This is a genomic window from Pseudomonas sp. MDT1-16 (assembly GCF_054898115.1).
In genome coordinates this window covers 3,657,619-3,681,727 of record NZ_CM142717.1, presented here as the reverse complement: position 1 = coordinate 3,681,727, position 24,109 = coordinate 3,657,619, and the positions used below count along the sequence as shown (strand labels likewise).

The following is a 24,109-nucleotide window of genomic DNA, read 5'->3' as shown; positions in this document are numbered from 1 at the left end:
CTAAAGAAGTGGATCAATCGCGCTCAGCGGCGCGTGTGCGCTGTAGTCATCAGCGAACGGGATGGCCGGTTTGAACAGGCCTTTCCAGTCCGGTTGGCCGAAGGCCCGGTCGCTGTGGCTGCGCATCAGTTTTTCGAATTGTTGTTGGGCCTGGCGTTGCAGGGCGGGGTAGTCGACGCCTTGAACCTGACCGTTTTGCATGACGCAGCGGCCGTCGATGTAGCTGGCGATGCAATCGTCACCGCGCCCGGCCAATACCAGGTTTTTCAGTGGGTCGAACAGCGGCCCCAAATGCAGGCCGCAAAGGCTGAACACCGTGATGTCGGCTTTGGCCCCCGGCGCCAGACGGCCGAGATCGTCTCGGCCCAAGGCTTTGGCGCCACCGAGCGTGGCGGCGTTGTAAAAGTCCAACGTACTGGTCAAAGCACCATCGCCCTCCATCAATCGCGCGATGTTCAGACCCTGGCGCATGTTCTCCAGCAGGTCCGCCGGCCAAGTGTCAGTGCCCAAGGCGAAGTTGACGCCCTTGGCCCGATAGCGACCGAAAGAGTTCAGCGCCTCGCCGTCACGGGCAAACACCACTGGGCAATGCACCAGACTCGCGCCGCCATCCACCACGCGTTGCAGATCGTCATCACCAGAGGTGTAGATGCCGTGGGGTAACAGACTGCGCGGGGTCAACAGGTCCAGTTGCTGCAACCAGGTCAGGGGCGATACGCCGCGCAGTTGCTCGACCATCGCCACTTCACCGAGCCCCTGGCAGCAATGCAAACGCATCGGCGCGTTCAGTTCCCGACTCAACGCAGCGGTGCGTTGCAGCAGGGCCGGGGTGCAGGTCTGGATGCGGTCCGGCAGCAGCGCGCCGCGAATCAAACCCTCGTGAGCACCGTCGAAGTCATGGAAAAACCGAACAGCCGCATCGAGCCCGGCCATTCCACGCGCTTCATCCCAGTGGTGCCCCAAGGTTCCGTCAGCGCGCCAGTAACTCATGCCGCTCATGTAGCAGGGACCGAGGTAAGTTCGCAGCCCCAACTCGGCAGCGACACCGGCCACCGCAGAAAACTCGTCGTAAGTCTCGGCCCACTCGCGGTAGTACATCGAGGTGATCGGCATGGCGGTGGTGATGCCGTTGCGGATCAACTGAGTGAAGGCATAGCGGTACTTGAAGACTTCTTCATCCGCGGTGTAACTCTCCCGCGGACCGCTCGCCAGATAGTCCTCGGACCACATCCGACCCATGTCGCGTTCATCGCCGTTGTCCAGCGTCAGCACCGTCGAATCAAGATCCCCGAGCGCATCCAGATCGATAAAACCCGGACCGATCAACGCGTTGCCGTAATCAATCCACTGATCCACCGGGCCCGGATAATCACGACCGACAAACACGATGTGCGAACCTTCGAACACCACTTCGCCGTCGCGCCACAGCACATGCTGTGTGCCGTCGAACCCGACCACGCAGCGGGCTTTCAAAGCAATCCGTTTCACAAGCGACTGTCCAGGAGTTGGCCGCCGGAAGCGATCAGCTCGCCGCCGCGATAAACCTGGCGCACCGGCCGCGACACCACCGCCTCACCCAGCGTTTGCACCGGCATCAGCAAAAAGTCCGCCGGCTGGCCGATCTCCACCCCATACCCTTCACAACCCAACGCCCGAGCACCATTCACCGTCGCCGCTTCGAACGCCGCCGCCAGTTCATCGTCCTTGTTCAAGTCGAAACGAAATGCCAGCAGCATCGCCCGTTCGAGCATGTCGCCGTTACCCATGGGCGACCAGGCATCGCGAATGCCGTCCGAACCCAGACAGACATTCACCCCGGCCTCGCGCAGGGCGAGGAACGGCGGCACCGCACAATCGGCCGGCGCAGAGCTCATCAACGAGATGTTCAGCGCCGCCAGACGCCCGGCCACCGGTTTAACCTGGCTCCACGGCAACATCCCAAGGCAGTAGGCGTGGCTGATCATCACCCGGCCCTGACACCCGAAGCGCTCGGTGTAATCGGCGATCCGCGCGATCTGCCACAGGCCCAGTTCGCCCTTGTCGTGCAGGTGAATGTCGACGCCACGCTCGAATTCGCTGGCCAGTTTGAACACGAAGTCGAGCTGCGCGATCGGGTCGTTGTCGATGCCGCAAGGGTCGAGGCCACCGACGTTTTCTACGCCCAGGGCCATGGCTTCGCGCATCAGTTCGGCGGTGCCGGGGCGGCTGATCAGGCCGGTTTGCGGGAACACCACCAGTTGCATATCGATCAGGTCGCGGTAACTTTCGCGCAGTTGCTGCATGGCCTCGACATGGCGCAGGCCGAATTCCGGGTCGATATCGACGTGACAACGCATCGTCAGCGAGCCACGGGCGATGCAGTTTTCCAGCAGCGCGCCGGCGCGTTGAGCGATGGGCGCGTCGACTTCACGCAGCACGCGGCGCTCGTTGGCGATGTAATCCTTGAGCGTCGGCCCGGCGCTGTTCGCACGCCAGGGTTGGCCCCAGAGGGTTTTGTCCAGGTGGATGTGGCTTTCAACCAGGGCAGGGGTGAGGAGCTGGTTTTGGCCGTCGATGTCGGTGGCGGTGAGGACCGCAGTCGATGCCGGGCGGTGTTGCTTGAACAGGCCGTTTTCGATCAGCAGGTCTTTGGCGGTTGAACCGTAGGGCCGCACATTGCGCAGCCAGCGGGGTTGGGTCATATCAAGCCTCAAATTGGGTGGTGTATTCGCTGGCCTCTTCGCGGGCAAGCCTCGCTCCTACAGTTCGTTGTCGATCACAACGTTGTGATTCAACCCGAATCCCGTAGGAGCGAGGCTTGCCCGCGAAGGCCGCGACTCGGTCTCAAGCCAGTCAATCAACCCTTGAGCTTCGACCAGATCCGATCCTGCAGCTCACGCGCCTTGTTGCTGCACTCTTTTTCCGGGCGCAGGCGCGAGGCAAACTCGTCGGGCATGTTGATGGCGTCCATGACCCGCCATTTGGCGTCGATCAACTTGTCGCTTTGAATGCCGTTGTCGTAGGCGATGGCGTTGGACACGGCCGCGGCGTTTTCCGGCTTCATCATCCAGTCGATGAAGATCTTCGCGTTGCCAGGGTGCGGGGCGCTTTTCGGCACGGCGAAGTTGTCCTGGAACATGGCCAGGCCTTCGCGCGGGTACACGTACTTGATGGTGCTTTTTTGCAACGTGGCCCGGGCGGTAGAGCCGTTCCAGTTCTGCATCATGATCACCTCACCGGAAGCCATGCGGTCGACGGTGTTGTCCGAGCTGTACATCTTCAAGTGCGGTTTCTGTTTTTGCAGCAGCTCCAGAATGCGCTTGGCGTCCTGCGGGTTTTCGCTGCATTCGTCGACGTTCAGGTAATGACTGGCCGCGTTGATCACACTGCTGGAGGTGTCGAGTGCGGCGAGTTGGCCTTTGAGTTCCTTGCGCGGTTCGAAGAATTCTTTCCACGAATCGTCCAGCCTGCCGCCGGGCACCCGCGCACTGTCATAGGAAAACCCGGTGGTGCCCCACAGGTACGGTGCGGAGAATTTGCGGCCCGGGTCGAAACTCGGGTTGCGGAACGCCGGTTTGACGTACTGGAAGTTGGGCAGGGACGCGGCGTCGATTTCCAGCAGCAGGTCCTGGTTGATCAACGTGCGCATGATCGACTGCGACGGCACGATCACGTCGTACGCCGCGCCACCGGCCTGTAACTTGGCCAGCAAGGTTTCATTGCTGTCGTAGCCGTCCATGGTGACCTTGATCCCGGTCTCCTTTTCGAACTTGGCCAGCAGTTCCACCGGGTAGTAGTCGGTCCAGTTGTAGAAGAACAATTGCTTGGGCTCGGCGGCCAGTGCGGTGAAAACGGTGAAGCAACTGAGGGCCAGACCGGCGACGCCGTAACGCATGCTTTTCAGTTTCATAGGCTTTCTATTCATAACAGCAGGCTCCAGACTCATTGGTTTTTGCCGCGCTGTCCCAGCCAGAAGGCCAGCACCACCAGCACGATGGAAATCACCAGCATCAGGGTCGAGATCGCGTTGATCTCCGGCGTGACACCGGACTTGATCGCCGAGAAGATGTACACCGGCAACGTTGTCGAACCGGGGCCGGCGACGAAGAAGGTCATGATGAAATCGTCGAGGCTGACCACGAACGCCAACACCGACCCGGACAACACCGCTGGCCACAGCAGCGGCAAGGTGACCCGGCGAAACACCTGCCACGGGTTGGCGTACAAATCGTTCGCCGCCTCCAGCAAGCTCTTGTCCAGGTCATTGAGCCGCGCGCGGATCGGCAGGTACGCGAAGGGAATGCAGAAGCCGATGTGCGCGACAATCACCGTCAGCAAACCGAGCTTGATCCCCAGCGCCATGAACAGCAGCAGGGTGGCCACGGCGGTGACGATCTCCGGCAGGATCAGTGGCAGGTTGATCCCGCCCTCGACCATCTTCTGTCCGTAAAACGGCCGATAGGTCGCCAGCGCTGCGAGCAACGCAATGGCCGTGGCGCAGACCGTGGCGATGCTGGCGACGATGATCGAATTCAACGCGGCGGTCTGGATCGACGGGTTCGCCAGAATCCGTCCGTACCAGGCGAAGGAGAACTCGGTCCACACCGTTGCCGAGCGGTTGGCGTTGAAGCTGTAGGCGATCAGCACAAAGATCGGCACGTACAGGTAGGCCAGGATCAACAGGCTGAATTCACGGGTCAGTGGCAGTTTTTTCAAGTGCAGGGCGATCATGCGGTGGCTCCCCGACGCAGGTTCTTGGCGGCCTTGCGGCTATAGAGGGCGTAAAGCACCAGGGACAGCAGCAGAATCCCCAGCAGCAGGAACGACAACGAACTGCCCAGCGGCCAGTTGCGCGCGGTGCCGAACTGTTGCTGGATCAGGTTGCCGATCATCAGCGTCTTGCCTCCGCCGAGAATCGCCGGGGTGATGAAGGCGCCGAGGCTCGGCACGAACACCAGCAGCGCACCGGCAATCACGCCGGGCATCGACAGCGGCAGAATGATCCGCCGCAACGCGTGCCAGCGATTGGCGCCGAGGTCGTAAGCGGCTTCCACCAGACGCCAGTCGAGTTTTTCCAGGGTCGAGTAGATCGGCAAAATCATGAACGGCAGGAAGCTGTAGACCAGCCCGACGCTGACGGCGAAGTCGTTGTAGAGCAGGGTGATGCCACCGGCCTGGGGGAACAGTGCATTAATGCTTTGGGCGACCCAGCCGTGTTCGCGCAGGATGATCAGCCAGGCGTAATTGCGGATCAGCAGGTTGGTCCAGAACGGAATGGTGATCAGCAACACCATGAGGTTGCGCCGGCGCGGGGTCAGGCTCGACATCCACAAGGCGACCGGGAAGCCAAACAGAAAACACAGCAACGTGGTGCCACCGGCCTGGAACACCGAGCGCAACAGCGCCTGGGCGTAGACCCAGTTCAGTTCCAGTTCACCGTCGAAACCTTCCTGGAAAAACAGCTGCACGTAGCTTTGCAATTGCCAGTTGGCCTGCCAGTCGACGCCACCGTAAACGTTGCGTGGCAATAGGCTGATGTAGCCCATGATGCCGAGCGGAATGGCAATCAGCGCCAGCAAAGTCAAAACCACCGGGCTGAGCAACAGCGCACGGTTAAGGGCGGGAGAAGTGCTGCTGACGCTCATCTCAGGCCTCCATCAACAGGCAGGCGTGGGGCGGCAGGTTGACCGCGACGCGATCACCGATCTCCCGGCCGCGGTTCAGGCCTTCGTTGTTCTCGCGCAGCATGACCTTGATGTCGTTGTTCAACCGGCACTGGTAAAGGGTCGCGGTGCCGACATACAACACCGCTTCAATCACGCCGCGCAGGTGATGCGGTTGCGTAGGGTCGACCAGTTGCGAACGCTCCGGGCGGAAGGCCAATTGCACGGCCGCGCCGTCGAAGCCTTGGGCCGGGCAGGGGATTTCCACCGGCATGCCATTGGGCACGAAGAGCTTTTCGTTCTGCTGACCGCGCTTGAGATGGCCGGGGAGAAAGTTGATGTCGCCAATGAACTGGGCGACAAACTGATGCTGCGGGCGTTCGTAAATGTCGTTGGGCGTACCGATCTGCAGGATCTTGCCGGCGGACATCACGGCAATGCGATCGGAGAGCGTCAGGGCTTCTTCCTGATCGTGGGTCACGAAGATGAACGTGATCCCGGCTTCCTTCTGCACGCGCTTGAGTTCCACCTGCATTTCCTTGCGCAGCTTGAGGTCCAGCGCCGACAGCGGTTCATCCAGCAACAGCACTTTGGGTTTCGGCGCCAGCGCCCGAGCCAGCGCCACGCGCTGCTGCTGGCCACCGGACAACTCGGCCGGTGTGCGCTTGGCCAGGTGTTGCATTTGTACCAGTGCCAGCATCTCATCGACCCGTTGCGCGATGAGCTTGCGATCAAGACCCTGCATCTCGAGGCCGAAGGCGATATTCTGCGCGACACTCATGTGCGGAAACAGCGCGTAGCTCTGGAACACTGTGTTGACCCGGCGCTTGAACGGCGGCAAGTCATTGACCGGTTCGCCGGCCAGACGAATCTCGCCCTCGCTGACCTGTTCGAAACCGGCGATGGTGCGTAACAAGGTAGTTTTACCGCAGCCGGAAGGGCCGAGCAGGGTGAAGAATTCGTTGTCGGTAATGTCGACTGAAACGTTGTCGAGGGCTGGAGCCAGCCCCGGATCGTCGGAATACCGTTTAGATACATTACGCACTTCGATTGCGACTGGACGACCCATAATGGTGCATTCCTCTAATTATTGTATGCAATATCTGGATGCAATTTAGAAATACCCGGATTAATCTGTTCGTGCAACCCCCTTTTTCAATGGCTGCTCATCGCCAGGGGGCGGTTGTTTCTCGCAATAGGAGTGTTCAGATGTCCGAGAAAAAACTGGAGACCACGGTCGACCGTGTCTACCAAGGGGTTTACGAGGCGATCAGCAAACGTTCATTGCGTCCCGGCATGAAGCTTGGCGAAGCGTCATTGGCCGAACTTTTTAATGTCAGCCGGACGTCGGTTCGTGCTGCACTCAAACAGTTGGAGGCCGACGGGCTGGTCACCACCGAACCCAACAAAGGCGCGTCGGTGTCGTTGCCGAGTGATGAAGAAATCCGTTCGTTGTTCGAAACCAGGCGTCTGATCGAAATCGGCATCGTCACCGAACTCTGCCGCCGGCGTGATTCCGCCGTGACCCAGGACTTGCGTGATCACTTGCTGCTGGAGGATGAAGCGCACCGCAGTGGCGACCATGAGCGGCTGATTCATCTGCTCGGCGAGTTCCACATCAAACTCGCGCAAAGCCTGAATAACCCGGTGCTGCTGGACTGGTTCCGCAAGCTGATATCCCGCGCCTCGCTGTACGCCGCCGCGCTGGATGACGACAGTCACGAAGCCTGCCGCGACGATGAACATTTGCGGCTGATCGAGTTCATCGAAGCGGGCAATCAAAGTGCCGCGATCGAACTGACTTGCATGCATTTGAATGGCATTGAGAAAGCGATCCTCGACGTCGCCGCCACGTTGAAAACCGGCTACCACCCGCTCAAGCACCTGATCGAGGTGTGAGGGTGGGATCCGTAGCAGCTGCCGAGCCTCGAGGCTGCGAACGCAGCCTCGCAGGCTCGGCAGCTGCTACAGGGTTTTCCTCAGGAAAATCCACAAAAATCTGCTGGTGAAGAATCAGCTAACCTCTATGAAACCATTGGCGACCGCAATGCTCGAAACAAACGGGCACGCACCGTCCACATGCCGTTGCAATCCCTCAAGCCAGCTCATCTACAGGGATACACAATCAGTCGATGCAGTTTCTAGACGATAGCCACAGGTGTGCCGGCTGGAACGGTGAAATGGCCAGGCGTATCTGCGCGTTCGACTGGAGCGTGACTGAGTTGGGGGGCATGGACACCTGGCCCGCAAGCCTGTGCAGCGCGGTGCAGTTGATGCTCGCGTCCCCACTGCCGATGGTGATGCTGTGGGGTCGTGCGGGTTACATGATCTATAACGATGCGTACTCGACGTTTGCCGGTGGCCGACATCCTTACCTGTTGGGCTCCCCGGTGGAACTGGGCTGGCCGGAAGTCGCCGAGTTCAATCGGCATGTGGTCGACACCTGCCTGGCCGGCGGCACATTGTCCTATCGCAATAAAGAGTTTGTGCTTTTGAGGGACGGCATACCCGAAGACGTCTGGCTGGACCTCTATTACAGCCCGGTGGCTGATGATGAGGGGAAACCGGCCGGGGTCATGGCGATGGTGGTCGAGACCACCGAGCATGTGATTTCCGAACGCCGTCGTCAGGCCGCCGAGGACGCCTATCACGCCGACAACGAACGGGTGCGCCTGGCGCTCAATGCCGGGGCTTTGCTCGGCTCGTTCGTCTGGGACATCAAGGGTAATGTGCTCTCCGGCGATGAGCGTTTCGCCCGCACCTTTTCTTACCCGCCCGAGCAAAACCTGACCGACCTGCCAACGGATATCGCCGAAGCACAGATCCATCCCGATGACCGCAGCTGGGTGCAGGAACAGATCAATCAATCAGTGGAAACCGGCGAACCCTTTAACGCCGAGTATCGGGTCCAGCGCCCTGGTGGCAGTTATCTGTGGGTGCAAGCGAGTGGTGGCTGCGAGTTCAATAAACAGGGCGAACCGTTCCGTTTTCCCGGGGTGTTGATCGACATCCACGAACGCAAGACCGCCGAAGAATCCTTGCTCAAGTTCACCCGCAACCTGGAGCAACGCGTTGCCGACGAAGTCGAAGCGCGGCTGGCCGCTGAAGAACAACTGCGTCAATCCCAGAAACTCGAAGCCATCGGCGGCCTCACCGGCGGCGTGGCCCATGACTTCAACAACCTCTTGCAGGTGATCGCCGGCAACCTGCACTTGCTGGCGCGGCATGAACCGGACAACGCCAACGTGCAGCGCCGGGTCAGTGCGTCGATTGCCGCGGTCGAGCGCGGCGCCAAACTGTCTTCGCAATTGCTCGCGTTCGCCCGTCGTCAACCCTTGTCGCCAGCAGTCTGCGATCTGCGGCAGGTCTTTGACGGGCTCGGTGAATTGTTGCAGCGAGCGCTGGGGGAAACCCTCCAGATCAATGTCTGCGCAGATGAAGCCCTTTGGCACATCTACGTGGACCGCAATCAACTGGAAAACGCCATCCTCAATCTGGCGATCAATGCCCGGGACGCCATGAAAGGCGAGGGGACCATTAACCTGAGCGCCGAGAACATTGTCCTGGATAGCAAGTTTTGTGCAGGCAAGGGCATCGTCGCCGGTGACTATGTTTGTGCAGCGGTGGCTGACACGGGTGTCGGCATGTCGCCGCAGGTACTCGCACAGGCTTTCGAACCGTTTTTTACCACCAAGGCCGACGGCCAGGGCACGGGGCTTGGATTGAGCATGGTGTTCGGTTTCGTCAAGCAGAGTGGCGGGCATATCGAGATTTCCAGCGTGGTCGGGCAGGGCACTCGGGTGCAACTGTATTTCCCGCGCAGCCTGCGTCCGATGCAGAGCGAAACGACACTTCACGATCCGCAACAACGAGGCGGACACGAAACCATTCTGGTGGTCGAGGACAACGAGGCGGTGCGCAGCGCTGCGGTGGAATTACTGAGCGAAGCAGGTTATCAAGTCCTGACGGCTGCCAACGGTGACGTCGCCATGCAGATGTTGCTGGAGGGCGCGGCAGTGGACCTGATTTTCACCGACGTGGTCATGCCCGGCCTGATCAAAAGCTCGGACCTGGCCGCCTGGGCCAAGGTGCAGACGCCGCCGGTGGCCGTGCTGTTCACCTCGGGCCACACCCGTGACATTATTTCGCGCAATCACCAACTCAGCCCCGACACCTGGCTGCTGAGCAAACCTTATGGTCCCGAGGCGCTCACACAGATGGTCCGCACGGTGCTCAATGGCTAACCCGATTTGATCGTTGATCGTTCCCACGCGGAGCGTGGGAACGATCAAACGTCAGAGTTCTTTCCGCTATTTAACCAAGGCAGGTCCATGACTTCCAACCCTCCCTCAGGCATGGTCAGGGTGCGCGGCGCCCGGGAACACAATCTCAAGAACGTCGATGTCGACATTCCCCGGGATGCCCTGGTGGTGTTCACCGGCGTGTCCGGTTCGGGGAAATCGTCGCTGGCGTTCTCGACCCTCTACGCCGAAGCGCAACGCCGCTACTTTGAGTCCGTGGCACCTTATGCGCGGCGCCTGATCGATCAGGTCGGGGTGCCGGACGTCGACTCCATCGAAGGCTTGCCGCCGGCGGTGGCCCTGCAACAACAACGGGGCACGCCGAGCACGCGGTCTTCGGTGGGCAGCGTGACGACGTTGTCGAGCCTGATCCGCATGCTTTACTCCCGGGCCGGCAGTTATCCGCCGGGGCAGCCGATGCTGTATGCCGAAGACTTTTCGCCCAATACGCCCCAGGGCGCGTGTCTGGAATGCCATGGGTTGGGACGGGTTTATGAAGTCACCGAAGCCCTGATGGTCCCGGACCCGAGCCTGACCATTCGCCAGCGCGCGGTCGCCTCCTGGCCCACCGCCTGGCAGGGACAAAACCTGCGCGACATTCTGGTGACCCTGGGTTACGACGTCGACAAACCCTGGCGCGATCTGCCGAAAAAGCAGCGCGACTGGATTCTCTTCACCGAAGAAACACCGACGGTGCCGGTGTACGCCGGGCTCACCCCCGAAGAAACCAACGTCGCGCTCAAACGCAAGATGGAGCCGAGTTACCAGGGCACGTTCACCGGCGCCCGGCGCTACATCCTGCACACCTTCAGCCATTCCCAAAGCGCGCTGATGAAGAAGCGCGTCTCGCCATTCATGCTCGGCGGCCCGTGCCCGCTGTGCGACGGCAAACGGCTCAAGCGCACGGCGTTGTCGGTGACGTTTGCCGGTTACGACATTGGCGAGTTGTCGCAGATGCCGTTGCTGCAAGTGGCGCAGGTGTTGAAACCGGTGGCGGCCCACAGTTACCTCGAACAGGCCGACGAGGCGGGCGAGGTGTTGACGCACAGCCAAACCCGCGAGGCTCGTGAGCAGCGTGTGGCCCACGGCGCCAGTGGCCACGCCAACGCGCCGGATGTGCGCCACACACCGAATCTGTCAGTGGAGAAACGCCTGGCCGCGCAACGGATCGCTCAAGACTTGTTGGAACGGGTCAGTACGTTGACTGATCTGGGGCTCGGTTACCTGGCGCTTGACCGCAGCACGCCGACGCTGTCGTCCGGTGAGTTGCAGCGTCTGCGCCTGGCGACACAGTTGGGTTCGCAGTTATTCGGGGTGATTTACGTGTTGGATGAGCCGTCGGCCGGTCTGCACCCGGCGGATGGCGAAGCGCTGTTCGAAGCCCTGCAACGCTTGAAAGCCGCTGGCAACACCTTGTTCGTGGTCGAGCATGACCTGGAAACCATGCGCCGCGCCGACTGGTTGATCGATGTGGGGCCGGCGGCTGGCGAGCATGGCGGCCGGATCCTGTACAGCGGACCGCCGCCAGGCTTGGCTGATGTGACGAACTCGCAGACACGTGCTTATCTGTTCGCCGAGCAGGCCACCCGGCCCCGAGCCAGCCGTAAGGCGACCGAATGGCTGCGGCTGGATGGCATCACTCGCAACAATCTGAACAACCTCAGCGTCGAGTTTCCGCTGGGCTGTTTTACCGCGGTGACGGGCGTCTCGGGTTCCGGTAAATCGAGCTTGGTCAGCCAGGCGTTGCTGGAGCTGGTGGGCGCTCATCTCGGGCGCGCGGCAAGTGACAGCGAGCCGCAAGCGTTGAGCCTTGAGGACGACGCACCGCAAGTCAGCGGCGGTCAGGTCACGACGGGGCTGGAATCGATCAAGCGTCTGGTGCAAGTCGATCAGAAACCCATCGGCCGCACACCGCGCTCAAACCTGGCGACTTACACCGGGCTGTTTGACAACGTGCGCAAACTGTACGCCGCCACTCCCGAGGCGCAGGCCGAGGGTTACGACGGCGGTCAGTTCTCCTTCAACGTTGCCAAGGGCCGTTGCTCGACGTGCGAAGGTGAGGGCTTTGTCAGCGTCGAGTTGCTGTTCATGCCCAGCGTCTATGCGCCATGCTCGACCTGCCACGGCGCGCGCTACAACCCCGAGACGCTGGCGATCGTCTGGCAAGGCTTGAACATCGCCCAGGTGTTGCAGTTGACGGTGGATGAAGCGGTTACGGTATTCGCCGAACAACCGGGTATTCACCGCTCGCTGGAGGTGCTGCGCGATATCGGCCTGGGTTACTTGCGCCTCGGTCAGCCGGCGACCGAGCTGTCGGGCGGCGAAGCCCAACGGATCAAACTGGCCACCGAGCTGCAACGCAACCAGCGTGGGGCCACGCTGTATGTGCTCGACGAGCCCACCACCGGATTGCACCCAAGGGATGTCGATCGCTTGCTCGAACAGTTGAATACGCTGGTGACGGCGGGGCATACGGTGATCGTCGTCGAACATGAAATGCGCGTGGTTGCGCAGAGTGACTGGGTGATCGACATTGGCCCGGGGGCGGGGGATCAGGGCGGGAAGATTGTTATTGCAGGCACGCCGCAGAAAGTCGCCAAAAGCAAGAAGAGCCGGACCGCACCGTTTTTGGCCAGAACCCTCGGTTGATGATCGGTCACGAACCGTCCAGCGTGCGTCGAACCTTGTCCAGCAGTTCATTGATCTGGAACGGCTTGATCAGCATTTCCATGCCATTGCCGAGGAACACCTGACGGTTGATCGCGGTTTCGGCATAACCGGTCATGAACAGGATCGGCAGCTTTTCGCGCCAGCCCCGTGCCACATCGGCCAACTCGCGGCCGCTCATGCGTGGCAAACCGACGTCGGTCAGCAACAGGTCGATGGAGTCGTCGTGTTGCAGGCGTTCGAGGGCACTTTCGATGTCGCCCACCTGCGTGCAACGGTAACCGGCATCCACCAACACTTCGGCCACAAACATGCGCACCGACGGCGTGTCCTCGACGATCAACACATGTTGGCCGTCACCCTGATGATCGACGGTGGTTGACTCGGCGTCGTCGGCCGTGAGGTCGGAACTGGCCGGCAGCATGAGGGTGACTTCGGTGCCGCGCCGGGCGACGCTGCGGATGTGCGCATCGCCACCCGATTGCCGGGCGAAACCGTAGAGGGTCGACAACCCCAGTCCTGTGCCCTGGCCCAGCGGCTTGGTGGTGAAAAACGGGTCGAACACTTTGTCGATCACGCTGTGTTCGATACCGGTACCGTCATCGCGCACAGAAAACGCGACATACGCACCGTCGGCCAGATTGGGGTCGCCATGGGAATAGGCGGCATAGGTGCTGACCCAAATGTTGCCGCCCTGGGGCAAGGCATCGCGAGCGTTGATCACCAGATTGAGCATCGCGCTTTCGAGCTGAATGGGGTCGACCAGGGCGATGGCGGGTTTAGAGGTCAATTCGAGTTTCAGGGCAATGCGCTCGCCGATGGTGCGCACCAGCAGTTCCTCAAGGGAACGCACGTGCTCGTTGATGTCCACGGGCCGGGTATCGAGTGGCTGTTGGCGCGCGAAGGCGAGCAGGCGATGGGTCAGGGACGCGGCACTCATGGCCGAGTTCAAGGCGGCTTCGGCGTAAAACTGAACCTTGTCGGTGCGTGAGGCGGCGATCCGTTTCAGAATCAATTCCAGGCTGGTGATGATGCCGGTCAGCAAGTTATTGAAGTCGTGAGCGATGCCCCCGGTCAGCTTGCCCAGTGCATCCATTTTCTGCACTTGCAGCAGCTGAGCTTCGGTTCGCGCCCGCTCGGCGACTTCTTTGGCCAACTGGGTGGTGGCGTCGTCAAGCCGGGCCAGGTGCGAGCGTTCGCGGTGACGGTGTTCAGTGACATCCTCGACAAACACCAGGCTCAGTTCCGGCGTGCGGTACGGCGAAATTTGCCACTCGGTTTCGCGAGCCTCGCCGTGGACCCGCATGCTCAGCGTGCCTTTCCAGCGCTCGCCATAGGCCAGACGCAGGCGAAGTTCCTCGATGACGGCGTCCTGGTCTTCGGCAAAGCACTCGCGCAGGGCGTCCGGGTTGAGGTTGTCCTGAATCAGCTGCGTGAAGGCATGGTTGCATTCGTGCACCTTTAACTCAGCGTCCAGCACCGCGATGGGCGCCGACACATTGACAAAGATTTCACGAAACCGCGCCTCGCTTTCGCGCAGGGCATTTTCGGTTTCACGCACCCGCAGCAAGGTGCGCAAGGTCGCGAGCAGTACATCCGCATCCACCGGGTGGATCAGGTAGGCATCGGCACCCGCGTCCAGGCCGGTGATGATGTCGCCGGTCTGGATCGAGGCCGCCGATACGTGAATCACCGGTAGCAGGGCGGTGGCGGGTTCGGCGCGCAGTTTGCGCACGATGTCGAAACCGCTCATGTCCGGCAGATTGACGTCGAGGATCAGCGCGTCGATCGCTACGCTTTCGATCAGCTCCAGGCCTTCGCTACCCGTGCCGGCTTCGAGCACTTCATAGCCGTAGCGCTCCAGGCGCCGGCGCAGGGCGTAGCGCGTAGCGACGTTGTTGTCGACGATCAGCAAACGGATGTCACGCTTCATCGACGGGCTCCAGGGTGAGATGATCAGTCAGTGTCCGTCACTTGAGCATAGTCAAAGGGTTGCGGCTTTTGACCTTGAATTTCCTTTGCGATGGAACCCTGTCCCCGGGGAGGTTTCGAATCTACAAAGCGCGACTGTTTCAGCCGCGCATTTGCAGTGACGAATGAGGTACTTATGAACGATGACCGTGGTCTTGAAGAAGACGCAAAAACCGCCGAACCCGAAAGCGCAGACAAAGCGGTTGACCAGAAGAATATCCACACGGATAACGATAATGAGTTCAGTCCGGGTTTCAAGCCGAGTCCCGATCGGCCAAAATCTGGGGATGAGACCGATGCCGATATCGACACTGATGGCGGCTAGTCAAGCCATTGAAAAGGCCGCATCAAACGATGCGGCCTTTTTTGTGGGTGCGTTATTTGCTGGGGTGCGCAGCCTGGAGCTTTTTCGCCATATCCAGATGCTTCTCCAGCGCCGGCAGCATTTTTTGCGCGAAACCTTTCAGCTCCGTGGCGCCTTTGGTTTTGTCGTCTGTCACCGTATTGGCTTCTTTCTTGAATAGCTCGATGGTGTCTTCGTGAGCCTTCACCTGATTGTTGGCGTACGCCGCATCGAAGGATTCATCGCGCATGTCGAGGATTTTCTCTTTCGCCTGCTTGACCAGCGTGGTGTTGTCCGGCACTTCGATGTCATTTTTTTTTGCCAGCGCCGCCAGTTCATCGTTGGCCTTGGAATGGTCGGTGATCATCATGTTGGCGAATTTCTTGATGTCCGCCGATGAACTTTTTTCCAGGGCCAATCGGCTCGTTTCGATTTCCGCGATACCGCCCGCGGCCGCGCTGTCGACGAAGTCATTGGAAGTGGCAGCGAAAGCCGTGCCCATGCTGGTACTCAAGGCAACGGCCAACGTGAGGTGGCGCAGGGTAAATCCGTCCATTGGTTATTCTCCACACAGGTTTTCATGGGTGATCGAGTGATCGTTAATCTGTGGAGGCCGACGAGTGGGCAAAGGTTTTATTGCGTTTGCGGTAGGGCGACGAACGGGCACCGCTGGTCTGATAGGCGGTCGACAGAACCCGCTAACCAAGGCCATTCTGATGGTTGGTGAACGCCATTGATCGCGTTTGCCTCCGATCAACAAACGGAGGTGTTCCATGCCGGTGCCACACGACCTTTATCAGGATCTCAAACTTTCAAAGGAAGATATCCAGCAAAAACGCACCAAGGATCCGTTACTGGATTCACTGATCAACAAGTATTCGCAGGCGGACGCCGAGGTCGTAAAGGGCGAAACCGCCCAATCGGATGCGCCCAGCGATGACGCACTGAAGAAACTCAAGGAGAAGCGCGTGCTGGTTAAGCAACAGATCGTTGATCGGCTCCAGACGCCGTCCTGACGCGCCCTGTCTGGTCACCGACGATCGGTGACTGAACAATTGGAACGGCGATAAATACCGGCACCTCGAATGTTCAGAGTCCGAATTTACGGCTCCATGCGAGGTGCCCCATGACCGATCCACTCATCCCCGGCAAAGAAAAGTTCTCCAGTGAAGAGCAGGGTGGATTCGCGGTAATGGCAATCGCTCGCTCCTGCATTTATTGCAATGCCTTGCTCAACGGCAATCGCGCCATATGTTTGGTCTTCAACGACCCGAAATACAACCACTCCCCATACTCGCGAACAGTAGTGATCGGCGAATAGTTGTCGCGGCTGCCGTCCTGCAAGTTGGCGATCACTTTACCGTCCAGATCCAGGCCCAACGCGAAGGCGCGTTTCTCCACCGGTTCAGGCAGGACAGTCATTGCTCGCACGATCATCTTGCGCACGAATGGATGCGGCGCGGTGGCATCGAGCAGTGCGTTGCGTGGTGCATAAAGCGCCACCCAGAAGCGGTCGCGGCCATTGAACGCGAGGTTGTCCGGCAACCCTGGCAGGTTGTCGATGAACAGATCGTGGGTGCCGGTTTTCGGCCCGCTCAGCCAGTAACGACTGATGCGATAGGCACCCGTTTCGTTGACCAGCACAAAGGCATCGTCCGGTCCCAGGGTCACGCCGTTGGCGAACTCCAGCCTATCCAGCAAGACCGCCGTCTTGCCGGTCTGGAAGTCATAACGCAGCAAGCGGCCGTCACCGCCGTGCTCGATGATCGCCTCTCCGTCCCTGCCATAGCCAAAGCGGCTGGAAGCATCACTGAAATAGGCATAGTGCCCAGACTTGTCGATGGCCACGTCGTCGGTGAAACCGAAAGGCACACCATTGGCTGTCGTGGTCAATGGAATCAATCGGCCCTGAGCGTCCAGTGACAGCAAGCCCTTGACCCCATCTGCAATTACCAGCAGACCGTTGGGGTGACGGGCCAGGCCCAAGGGTCTGCCGCCCGTATCGGCCAGGACCTTGGTGACCTTGCCGTCGAGGCTTGTACGTATTAGTCGGCCGTCATGCAAACCCGTGATGAGGACGTTTTCCTCCAGCAGCAACGCTTCCGGCCCGTCGATATCCGTAGCGCCGACGCGCTCCACACCTTTGAGTCGCTGATTGTCGGCGTAGATTCCGCTGGTGAGGGAGGGCGCCGGCGGCGGGGCCCAGGCCACCGGTTGAACCTTGGTCGGCATCAGCAGCAGAAAGGCACCGATGGCAACGATCACCAGCAACACCACATGGCGAAACTTGACGGTTCGACTCACGCGCTGACTCCTGCCGGGGCCCACTGTTTTTGCGCCATTTCGCGCAACGCCAGCATCGACGCTGCCGACTCACGATCGATGCGCCGCTTGAGCAGCAGTCGGTTGGCAAGGCGCATCGCCAGGCCGCTGAACTGATACTCCAGGGTGCGGACAAAACGTGTGCTGTCGCCCAAGGCTTCGCACTCGTAAGTCACCACTAAAGACAACCCGTGATCGCCTCGGGCCCAGGCACTCCAGCGGCGTCCTGGCAGGTATTCGTTAACCTCCCAGATCAAGTGTCCCTCACGCCCGCCAGCCTTGATGTCTTCCTCAAACCGCGCCCCGGCATGCAGCGGACCGTTCTGGCCATCAACCTTGAGCGACGATGGATGCCACTCCGGCCAACGGGTCACGGTGCTGGCGTAGGCGAGCACGTCAATCGGGTTTCCAGCGATGTCGATCTGATGCTGCATGCGCGTCATGGGCGTTCTCGTCAGGTGCAGGTCGGTCGGCTCCGGTTCCCAATAGAGGGTGCCGAACAGGTAGTCCATCAGCGGGAAAACGATGTTGAAATTGCGTTCCTGCATCAGCTCACGACGGTGATGCAGTTCGTGCAGGCGGCGCATCTGGCGGATCCACGGTAAACGTGTGACGGGGTTCGCGGGTGGCAAGTGCTCGCAGGCGTGGAACACTTCATAGGTCAGGTAACCGAGGACCAGGCAGCCGCCGAACATTCCGGCGACGTTGGCATCGAACTGCTTAAGCAGCCACCAGATGGGCAGGGTGATGACAACCGTGTGCAATACAATCAGCCAGGCTGGAAACAGAATCACCCGCCAGTCGCGGGCGCTGTCGTAGGTCATGTGACCGGGGGCAAAAAAACTGTGGTGATCGCCCGCGTGGCGGGCGTAGAACATTCGCGCGAAACTTTTTTTGTGATGCCCGAGGTGCCGATGCACGCTGTAAACGCCAAAGTTGAAGAACAGCAGGGACAGCGGCATTGCCAGCCATTGCAATGGCTGAACTTGATGCACGGTGCTCCAGAATCCACCAATGGCCAGCAACCCGAACAGCAGCACAAAGGCGCCGTGTAGCCATGGGTTGTAAAGCGGATGAATGTCTGCGCGGTAGCGAGCGCGGAATGCTTCGGTGGTCTGCCTCACTGCGTTCACCTGTGGTTATTGTTATCTCCAGCAGATTAGACGATCCCGACGTTTCAGGCGGGCCGAACCAGCAGGTCGCAAGCGCCATGATCCGGTGCAAACCGGACTCAGGTCAGCGGGTTCCAGCGCTGCGACCAGTCATCGTCGGACTTGATCACTTCTCGCAGCAAGTCGAAGGCTCGTTGCAGGGTCGCCGAATCGCGGTCGCGGGAGTAAACCAGATAGGTCGGGTAGCTGAATTCCGGGGCTTTGGGCACTTGCTCCAGCACACCACTTTCTAGATAACTCTGGACCACCCGGGTGCGGAAGTAGCCGCTGCCGCCGTTTTCCAGAATGTACTGCAAGCCCAGTGGGCCGAGGTTGAAGCTCAACGCAGCTTTGGCTTTTTCCGGCAGGGCCGCATCGTGCTGGCGGCGGAAGTCCGGGCCCCAGTCGATGTACACGTAGGGATCGGGACGTGCGGCCAGCCGGACGAGGACGAGTTTTTCTTCCAGTACCTGCTCGACTTGCAGGCGCGGCCAATACTCGGGCTGGTAGACCAGCGCCGCGTCCAGAACCCCCAGTTCCAGTTGGCGCAGCAGGTTTTCACCGTCACGGATTTCCATCCGTAGTGCGTGGCTGGGAATCTTCTCGCGCAACTCGCCAGCCCAGCTGAGCATCAGCGGGTTGCACAGACTGACTTCGCCACCGATGTGCAACACGTCGCGGTAACCCTCGGGCAACGGCAAGTCCCGTCGCGCCGCTTCCCAGGTTTCGACCAGTTGATTGGCGTAGACCACGAAGGCTTCACCGTTAGGCGTCAGACGGGCGCCGGCCCGATTACGCACGAACAGCGTGCTGCCCAGTTGACTCTCGAGTTTCTGCACGCGCGCTGTGATCGCGGTCTGGGTGACGTGGAGTTTTTCGGCGGCGGCGGCAAGGCTGCCGTGGCGGACGATTTCCAGAAAGGTGCGGGCGAGATCGATGTCCATGGGGCAGCCGGAGGGGGAAGTGCAGGCATTGTAAACGGATACCGCCGGATCAGTTCATGTAGCAGCTGGCGAAGCCTGCGTTCGGCTGCGCAGCAGTCGTGAATCCTGCTGCACGGTCTTCCTGACACACCGCATGTGCCGATTTTACGACTGCTACGCAGCCGAACGCAGGCTTCGCCAGCTGCTACAGGGATCGAGGAGCTGCCGCAGGCTACGATCTTTTAGCGGCTCATTTCAAAACGCAAAACACGAACAGCCAAAGGCCCCCCAGAACCCGGCGAAGTCACTGACCGGCGCCGACGACAACCGCGCCCGTTCATGGCGATGGGCATGCACCGCGCAAGCCCCGACACATTGATGAACCTGCGCCGTCAGCGGCGCCAGTGGTTTCCAATGGCCTGGTACTTTGGCCACTGGCGACCACTCAGGCACCACCGGTATTGGAGGTGGCCCGAGTTTTTCGAACTCGACGCTGCCGTAGACGATCTTGCCGTCGACGATGGTCAGTACCGATTCGATCCATTTGACGGCTTCATCCTCGATGTGGAAGTAGTCCGCCGACAGCGCAATCAGGTCCGCCAGTTGTCCGACCTTGATCTGGCCTTTTTTGCCTTGCTCGGAGGAGAACCAGGCGCTGCCGTGGGTGAAGAGTTCCAGCGCCGTATCGCGGCTCAAGCCTTGCGGGTACAGCGCCAGACCACCGACGGTGCGGCCGCTGACCAGCCAGTACAACGAGGTCCAGGGGTTGTAGCTGGACACACGCGTGGCATCGGTGCCGGCGCCGACCGGTATACCTTCGGCGAGCATACGAGCGATGGGCGGCGTGGCTTCGGCAGCCTTGGCGCCGTAACGTTCGACGAAGTATTCGCCCTGAAATGCCATGCGATCCTGTATCGCGATGCCGCCGCCGAGGGCTTTCACCCGTTCGATGTTCTGTGGGGTGATGGTTTCGGCGTGGTCGAAGAACCACGGCAAACCATCGAACGGAATGTCGCTGTTGACCTTCTCGAACACGTCGAGCATGCGACTGATGGATTCGTTGTACGTGGCGTGCAAACGGAACGGCCAGCGCTGTTCCACCAGATGGCGGACCACCGGTTCCAGTTCCTGCTCCATGGTTTGCGGCAGGTCGGGGCGTGGCTCGAGGAAGTCCTCGAAATCTGCCGCCGAGAACACCAGCATTTCCCCGGCACCATTGTGCCGTAGAAAGTCATCGCCCTGACCGTAGTGGGAGGTGCTGGTCCAGTTTTTGAAGTCGGTCAGCTCTTCCTTGGGTTTCTGCGTGAACAGGTTGTAGGCAATGCGCACCGTGAGCTGTTGGTCTTTAGCCAGTTGCTGGATGACTTGATAGTCGTCCGGATAATGCTGATATCCGCCGCCGGCATCGATGGCGCTGGTGACACCGAGGCGATTGAGTTCACGCATGAATTGGCGGGTCGAGTTGACCTGATATTCCAGCGGCAGTTTCGGCCCTTTGGCCAGGGTCGAGTAGAGAATCATCGCGTTAGGGCGGGCGATCAGCATGCCCGTCGGGTCGCCATTGGCATCGCGCTGGATTTCGCCACCCGGCGGGTTCGGCGTGTCGCGGGTATACCCGACCACTTTCAACGCCGCACGGTTGAGCAGGGCACGGTCGTAGAGGTGCAGGACGAACACCGGGGTATCCGGCGCAGCCTTGTTCAGTTCGTCGAGGGTCGGCAGGCGTCTTTCGGCGAACTGGAATTCGTTCCAGCCACCGACCACCCGCACCCATTGCGGTGTGGGTGTGCGATCGGCTTGGTCCTTGAGCATGCGCAGCGCATCGACCAGTGAGGGAACGCCTTCCCAGCGCAGTTCGAGGTTGTAGTTGAGGCCACCACGGATCAGGTGCAGGTGCGAGTCGTTAAGGCCGGGAATCACCGTGCGACCGTGCAGGTCGATAATCTGTGTGCCAGGGCCCTGCAGGGCCATGGCCTGGGCATCGCTGCCGACCACCACGAAGCGTCCGTCTTTGATCGCGACGGCACTGGCCTGAGGTTTTTTGCGGTCGACGGTGTGCAGGCGTCCGTTGTACAGGATGAGGTCGGCGGGGGCGTCGGGCATGGTTTTACTCCCTGCAGGTAGCGGGCTGATCCAGGCACCGACGGCACCTGCCGAAAGGCCTTGCAATACACGTCGGCGATTAATTCCGTCGTGGTCGTCAGGTGGGCTCATGGGCAGTGCTCCGCGCAAAGGCTCTTCACAAAAGAAGCGAGGGCAAACAGCCGATGTCTGACGCAGGCGGCCAGAAGGAATATAGACGGCAAATCCACAGGTAGCTGTTTTCCGAGACCGAAAAACGACGAATCCCGCCTCGAGAGGCGGGATTCGTTTGCAGCCAGACGTGCCCCCGAAGGCCGGGAGCGGCGCGCTTAGGCCGGGAACAGCTCGGACAGTTTCATGGCCAGCATCATGTCGCCTTCAGCGCGCAGTTTGCCGCCCATGAACGCTTGCATGCCGTCGGTCGAACCGTCGACGATGCCTTTCAGGGTTTCGCCGTCCATCACCAGAGTGACTTGGGCGTCCGGGTTTTCGCCTTCCTTGAGCTCGCAGGTGCTGTCTTTGACGATCAGCGAGAAGTTCTGGGTGTCGTCGATGCGGAAACCGAATACCAGGTCCAGACCGGCAGCAGCGGCTGGGTTGAACTTGGCTTTCATTGCTTGTACGGCATCAGCTACGGAGGTCATGGTTCGATCCTTTCTTGGGTAATTAGAGCTGGGTGAATACAGCCAGGGTCACAATAGTCCGGACTCAGCGAAACGTGATGAGTTCCGGGGTCTTCAACAGTTGCAGGTGCGCATGACTGTTGAAAGAAGACAGAGCCACCTCGCGACCACGAAACTTCAGCAGGTTGAGCGAGGTGTTGACGATTTGCCAGTTCAGTTCAAACGCCTGCTTTGCTGGCATTTGTGTAATGAGGTGGAGCAGGGCCGTGATGGTGCCGCCGGAAGTGAACACGGCGATTTTCTGGGTGTTGTCGGCGCTTTCGAGGACTCTCTGCAGACCGGCTTGCACTCTCTCGACGAAGCCCAGCCAGCTTTCCAGCCCCTGTGTGTCATAGGTGCCGGCGAGCCAGCGCTCGATGATCAGGGCGAAGATGCGCTGGAACTCACCGCGGTTTTGTGCGGCATTGCGCAGGATGTGCAGCGCTTCGGGTTCGTCCGGTAACAGGGCCGGCAGCAGTGCGCGGATCACCGCGTCGGCGTCGAACTCATTGAAAGCGGAATCGATTTCCAGGGCTGGAACCGGCAGGCCTGCGGCAGCGAACTGTTCCAGTGCGCTGTTGGCCGTGTGCTGCTGGCGGCGCAGGTCGCCCGAAAGGCAGCGATCGAAGCTGATACCCAGCTCAGCGAGGTGCTGGCCGAGGACTTCTGCCTGGCGAATACCGGTCGGCGACAGGACGTCATAGTCGTCTGCACCAAAGGAGGCCTGGCCATGTCGAATCAAATAGATACTGCCCACGTCCGCGTCATCCCGGTACGTTGAAGGTTCGGCGAGGTTATGAGGATGACGGTGAGCTGTCAATGAAAAAACATACGCTTGTTTGAAATGCCCGTTACAGGCATGTTGCCAGAGGTTTCACGGCTGGCCGCCGAGCCGGTGCATGGGTATGCTGGAGGTAATCCCGCGCGCGTTTTTGCAGCGCATCGTATTAAAGGAGTCCCTGTGGAGTTTTTTGCCGAGTACGCAGTTTTTCTGGCTAAGACCGTGACACTGGTGATCGCCATTCTGGTGGTCCTGGCCAGTTTCGCGGCGTTGCGCAGCAAAGGTCGGCGCAAGTCGGTCGGCCAGTTGCAAGTCAGCAAACTCAATGATTTCTACAAAGGGCTGCGCGAACGCCTGGAGCAAACCTTGCTCGACAAGGACCAGCTCAAGGCGCTGCGCAAGGTCGAGGCTAAATCCGAGAAAAAGCAAAAGAAAAAACCTGAAGCCAAACCTCGGGTGTTCGTGCTGGATTTCGACGGCGACATCAGGGCATCCGCTACTGAAAGCCTGCGTCATGAAATCACCGCGCTGCTGACCCTCGCCACGCCCAAGGATGAAGTGGTGCTGCGCCTGGAAAGCGGCGGCGGCATGGTTCACAGCTACGGCCTGGCCTCCTCGCAACTGGCGCGCATCCGTGATGCCGGCGTGCCGTTGACCGTGTGCATCGACAAGGTCGCGGCCAGCGGCGGCTACATGATGGCGTGCATCGGCGAGAAGATCATCAGTGCGCCGTTCGCAATCCTCGGCTCGATCGGTGTCGTTGCGCAGTTGCCTAACGTCAACCGCCTGCTGAAGAAGCACGACATCGACTTCGAAGTGCTGACCGCCGGCGAATACAAGCGCACCCTGACGGTGTTTGGCGAAAACACCGAGAAGGGCCGCGAGAAGTTCCAGGAAGACCTGGACATTACTCACCAATTGTTCAAGAACTTCGTTTCCCGCTATCGCCCGCAACTGGCCATCGACGAAGTGGCCACCGGTGAAATCTGGCTCGGTGTCGCGGCGCTGGACAAGCAATTGGTGGACGAACTCAAGACCAGCGATGAGTACCTCGCCGAACGGGCGAAAAAATCCGAGCTTTATCACCTGCACTACGCCGAACGCAAAAGCTTGCAAGAGCGCATCGGCATGGCGGCCAGTGGCTCGGTGGATCGCGTGCTGCTGAGCGGGTGGAGTCGATTGACTCAACAACGCTTCTGGTAAAGCTTCACTGCGCGTCCGTAAACAAATGAAACCGTGGCGTGCGCCGCGGTTTTTTTGTCCT

Annotated in this window: 20 protein-coding genes; 6 read left to right on the top strand and 14 right to left on the bottom strand. The window is 60.2% G+C overall.

Going from position 1 to position 24,109, the window contains the following annotated elements; translation table 11 throughout:
* The 6 genes from ACYZT3_RS16775 to ACYZT3_RS16750 all read right to left on the bottom strand — a co-directional run bounded on the left by ACYZT3_RS16775 (position 1) and on the right by ACYZT3_RS16750 (position 6,711).
* On the bottom strand, positions 1-1,488 hold the full coding sequence (locus ACYZT3_RS16775; RefSeq protein WP_282375992.1) for an amidohydrolase family protein: 1,488 nt from the start codon (positions 1,486-1,488) through the stop codon (positions 1-3).
* On the bottom strand, positions 1,485-2,681 hold the full coding sequence (locus tag ACYZT3_RS16770; protein WP_462030324.1) for an amidohydrolase family protein: 1,197 nt from the start codon (positions 2,679-2,681) through the stop codon (positions 1,485-1,487). Before ACYZT3_RS16770 ends, ACYZT3_RS16775 begins: the two co-directional genes overlap by 4 nt.
* Positions 2,682-2,836: 155 nt before the next feature.
* Positions 2,837-3,889, bottom strand: coding sequence for an extracellular solute-binding protein (locus tag ACYZT3_RS16765; protein ID WP_282376089.1), 1,053 nt, complete (start codon positions 3,887-3,889; stop codon positions 2,837-2,839).
* A gap of 32 nt (positions 3,890-3,921) precedes the next feature.
* Positions 3,922-4,710, bottom strand: coding sequence for an ABC transporter permease (locus tag ACYZT3_RS16760; protein WP_461964514.1), 789 nt, complete (start codon positions 4,708-4,710; stop codon positions 3,922-3,924).
* On the bottom strand, positions 4,707-5,624 hold the full coding sequence (locus ACYZT3_RS16755; RefSeq protein ID WP_282375989.1) for an ABC transporter permease: 918 nt from the start codon (positions 5,622-5,624) through the stop codon (positions 4,707-4,709). Before ACYZT3_RS16755 ends, ACYZT3_RS16760 begins: the two co-directional genes overlap by 4 nt.
* 1 nt (position 5,625) lies before the next feature.
* Entirely contained in the window at positions 5,626-6,711 is a 1,086-nt protein-coding gene (locus tag ACYZT3_RS16750) for an ABC transporter ATP-binding protein (protein ID WP_462030323.1), read from the bottom strand.
* A 140-nt stretch (positions 6,712-6,851) separates the two neighbouring features.
* Here ACYZT3_RS16750 and ACYZT3_RS16745 point away from each other — a divergent pair, with 140 nt between their 5' ends.
* The 3 genes from ACYZT3_RS16745 to ACYZT3_RS16735 all read left to right on the top strand — a co-directional run bounded on the left by ACYZT3_RS16745 (position 6,852) and on the right by ACYZT3_RS16735 (position 12,592).
* The gene (locus tag ACYZT3_RS16745) at positions 6,852-7,541 is read left to right on the top strand and encodes a GntR family transcriptional regulator (RefSeq protein ID WP_282375987.1); all 690 of its coding nucleotides are present in this window, start codon (positions 6,852-6,854) and stop codon (positions 7,539-7,541) included.
* A 233-nt stretch (positions 7,542-7,774) separates the two neighbouring features.
* Positions 7,775-9,886 carry a hybrid sensor histidine kinase/response regulator gene (locus ACYZT3_RS16740; RefSeq protein ID WP_282375985.1) on the top strand — a complete coding sequence of 704 codons (2,112 nt, stop codon included), beginning with the start codon at positions 7,775-7,777 and terminating at the stop codon, positions 9,884-9,886.
* Positions 9,887-9,973: 87 nt separating this feature from the next.
* Complete coding sequence (locus ACYZT3_RS16735) at positions 9,974-12,592, top strand: excinuclease ABC subunit UvrA (protein ID WP_462030322.1); 2,619 nt, start codon at positions 9,974-9,976, stop codon at positions 12,590-12,592.
* Positions 12,593-12,599: 7 nt separating this feature from the next.
* Here the strand turns inward: ACYZT3_RS16735 and ACYZT3_RS16730 are convergent, their stop codons facing one another.
* Entirely contained in the window at positions 12,600-14,543 is a 1,944-nt protein-coding gene (locus tag ACYZT3_RS16730; protein WP_462030321.1) for a response regulator, read from the bottom strand.
* Positions 14,544-14,717: 174 nt separating this feature from the next.
* On the opposite strand from ACYZT3_RS16730, the gene ACYZT3_RS16725 reads away from it, so the two are divergent.
* Positions 14,718-14,906 carry a hypothetical protein gene (locus tag ACYZT3_RS16725; RefSeq protein ID WP_282375978.1) on the top strand — a complete coding sequence of 63 codons (189 nt, stop codon included), beginning with the start codon at positions 14,718-14,720 and terminating at the stop codon, positions 14,904-14,906.
* 52 nt (positions 14,907-14,958) lie between these two features.
* On the opposite strand, the gene ACYZT3_RS16720 is transcribed toward ACYZT3_RS16725, so the two are convergent.
* A complete protein-coding gene (locus tag ACYZT3_RS16720; RefSeq protein ID WP_282375976.1) occupies positions 14,959-15,480 on the bottom strand; it encodes a DUF4142 domain-containing protein in 522 nt (173 codons plus the stop codon).
* A 217-nt stretch (positions 15,481-15,697) separates the two neighbouring features.
* On the opposite strand from ACYZT3_RS16720, the gene ACYZT3_RS16715 reads away from it, so the two are divergent.
* Positions 15,698-15,940: a hypothetical protein gene (locus tag ACYZT3_RS16715; protein ID WP_282375974.1), complete on the top strand. Its 243-nt coding sequence runs from the start codon at positions 15,698-15,700 to the stop codon at positions 15,938-15,940.
* 199 nt (positions 15,941-16,139) lie between these two features.
* Here the strand turns inward: ACYZT3_RS16715 and ACYZT3_RS16710 are convergent, their stop codons facing one another.
* The 6 genes from ACYZT3_RS16710 to ACYZT3_RS16685 form a co-directional block, all read right to left on the bottom strand.
* Positions 16,140-17,228, bottom strand: a complete 1,089-nt coding sequence (locus tag ACYZT3_RS16710; protein WP_282375970.1) for an SMP-30/gluconolactonase/LRE family protein — start codon at positions 17,226-17,228, stop codon at positions 16,140-16,142.
* Positions 17,225-18,370: an SRPBCC family protein gene (locus ACYZT3_RS16705; protein WP_462030320.1), complete on the bottom strand. Its 1,146-nt coding sequence runs from the start codon at positions 18,368-18,370 to the stop codon at positions 17,225-17,227. The genes ACYZT3_RS16710 and ACYZT3_RS16705 overlap by 4 nt, the downstream gene beginning before the upstream one ends.
* 107 nt (positions 18,371-18,477) lie before the next feature.
* Positions 18,478-19,341 (bottom strand): LysR family transcriptional regulator, encoded by an 864-nt coding sequence (locus tag ACYZT3_RS16700; RefSeq protein ID WP_282375966.1) that lies wholly within the window; start codon positions 19,339-19,341, stop codon positions 18,478-18,480.
* 234 nt (positions 19,342-19,575) lie between these two features.
* Entirely contained in the window at positions 19,576-21,423 is a 1,848-nt protein-coding gene (locus tag ACYZT3_RS16695; protein ID WP_462032387.1) for an amidohydrolase, read from the bottom strand.
* Positions 21,424-21,731: 308 nt separating this feature from the next.
* Positions 21,732-22,046, bottom strand: coding sequence for an SCP2 sterol-binding domain-containing protein (locus ACYZT3_RS16690; protein ID WP_462030319.1), 315 nt, complete (start codon positions 22,044-22,046; stop codon positions 21,732-21,734).
* A 64-nt stretch (positions 22,047-22,110) separates the two neighbouring features.
* The gene (locus ACYZT3_RS16685) at positions 22,111-22,821 is read right to left on the bottom strand and encodes a histidine phosphatase family protein (protein ID WP_282375962.1); all 711 of its coding nucleotides are present in this window, start codon (positions 22,819-22,821) and stop codon (positions 22,111-22,113) included.
* 204 nt (positions 22,822-23,025) lie between these two features.
* On the opposite strand from ACYZT3_RS16685, the gene sohB reads away from it, so the two are divergent.
* Complete coding sequence (sohB, locus tag ACYZT3_RS16680) at positions 23,026-24,048, top strand: protease SohB (protein WP_282375960.1); 1,023 nt, start codon at positions 23,026-23,028, stop codon at positions 24,046-24,048.
* Positions 24,049-24,109: the final 61 nt, after the last annotated feature.

Excerpts from the sequence above, each read along its gene's own strand:
- ACYZT3_RS16760 (WP_461964514.1), bottom strand. The coding sequence starts at position 4,710 with ATGATCGCCCTGCACTTGAAAAAACTGCCACTGACCCGTGAATTCAGC.
- ACYZT3_RS16715 (WP_282375974.1), top strand. The coding sequence starts at position 15,698 with ATGCCGGTGCCACACGACCTTTATCAGGATCTCAAACTTTCAAAGGAA.
- ACYZT3_RS16765 (WP_282376089.1), bottom strand. The coding sequence starts at position 3,889 with ATGAAACTGAAAAGCATGCGTTACGGCGTCGCCGGTCTGGCCCTCAGT.
- ACYZT3_RS16750 (WP_462030323.1), bottom strand. The coding sequence starts at position 6,711 with ATGGGTCGTCCAGTCGCAATCGAAGTGCGTAATGTATCTAAACGGTAT.
- ACYZT3_RS16700 (WP_282375966.1), bottom strand. The coding sequence starts at position 19,341 with ATGGACATCGATCTCGCCCGCACCTTTCTGGAAATCGTCCGCCACGGC.
- ACYZT3_RS16725 (WP_282375978.1), top strand. The coding sequence starts at position 14,718 with ATGAACGATGACCGTGGTCTTGAAGAAGACGCAAAAACCGCCGAACCC.
- ACYZT3_RS16740 (WP_282375985.1), top strand. The coding sequence starts at position 7,775 with ATGCAGTTTCTAGACGATAGCCACAGGTGTGCCGGCTGGAACGGTGAA.
- ACYZT3_RS16730 (WP_462030321.1), bottom strand. The coding sequence starts at position 14,543 with ATGAAGCGTGACATCCGTTTGCTGATCGTCGACAACAACGTCGCTACG.
- ACYZT3_RS16770 (WP_462030324.1), bottom strand. The coding sequence starts at position 2,681 with ATGACCCAACCCCGCTGGCTGCGCAATGTGCGGCCCTACGGTTCAACC.
- ACYZT3_RS16735 (WP_462030322.1), top strand. The coding sequence starts at position 9,974 with ATGACTTCCAACCCTCCCTCAGGCATGGTCAGGGTGCGCGGCGCCCGG.
- ACYZT3_RS16745 (WP_282375987.1), top strand. The coding sequence starts at position 6,852 with ATGTCCGAGAAAAAACTGGAGACCACGGTCGACCGTGTCTACCAAGGG.
- ACYZT3_RS16690 (WP_462030319.1), bottom strand. The coding sequence starts at position 22,046 with ATGACCTCCGTAGCTGATGCCGTACAAGCAATGAAAGCCAAGTTCAAC.
- ACYZT3_RS16695 (WP_462032387.1), bottom strand. The coding sequence starts at position 21,423 with ATGCCCGACGCCCCCGCCGACCTCATCCTGTACAACGGACGCCTGCAC.
- ACYZT3_RS16755 (WP_282375989.1), bottom strand. The coding sequence starts at position 5,624 with ATGAGCGTCAGCAGCACTTCTCCCGCCCTTAACCGTGCGCTGTTGCTC.
- ACYZT3_RS16720 (WP_282375976.1), bottom strand. The coding sequence starts at position 15,480 with ATGGACGGATTTACCCTGCGCCACCTCACGTTGGCCGTTGCCTTGAGT.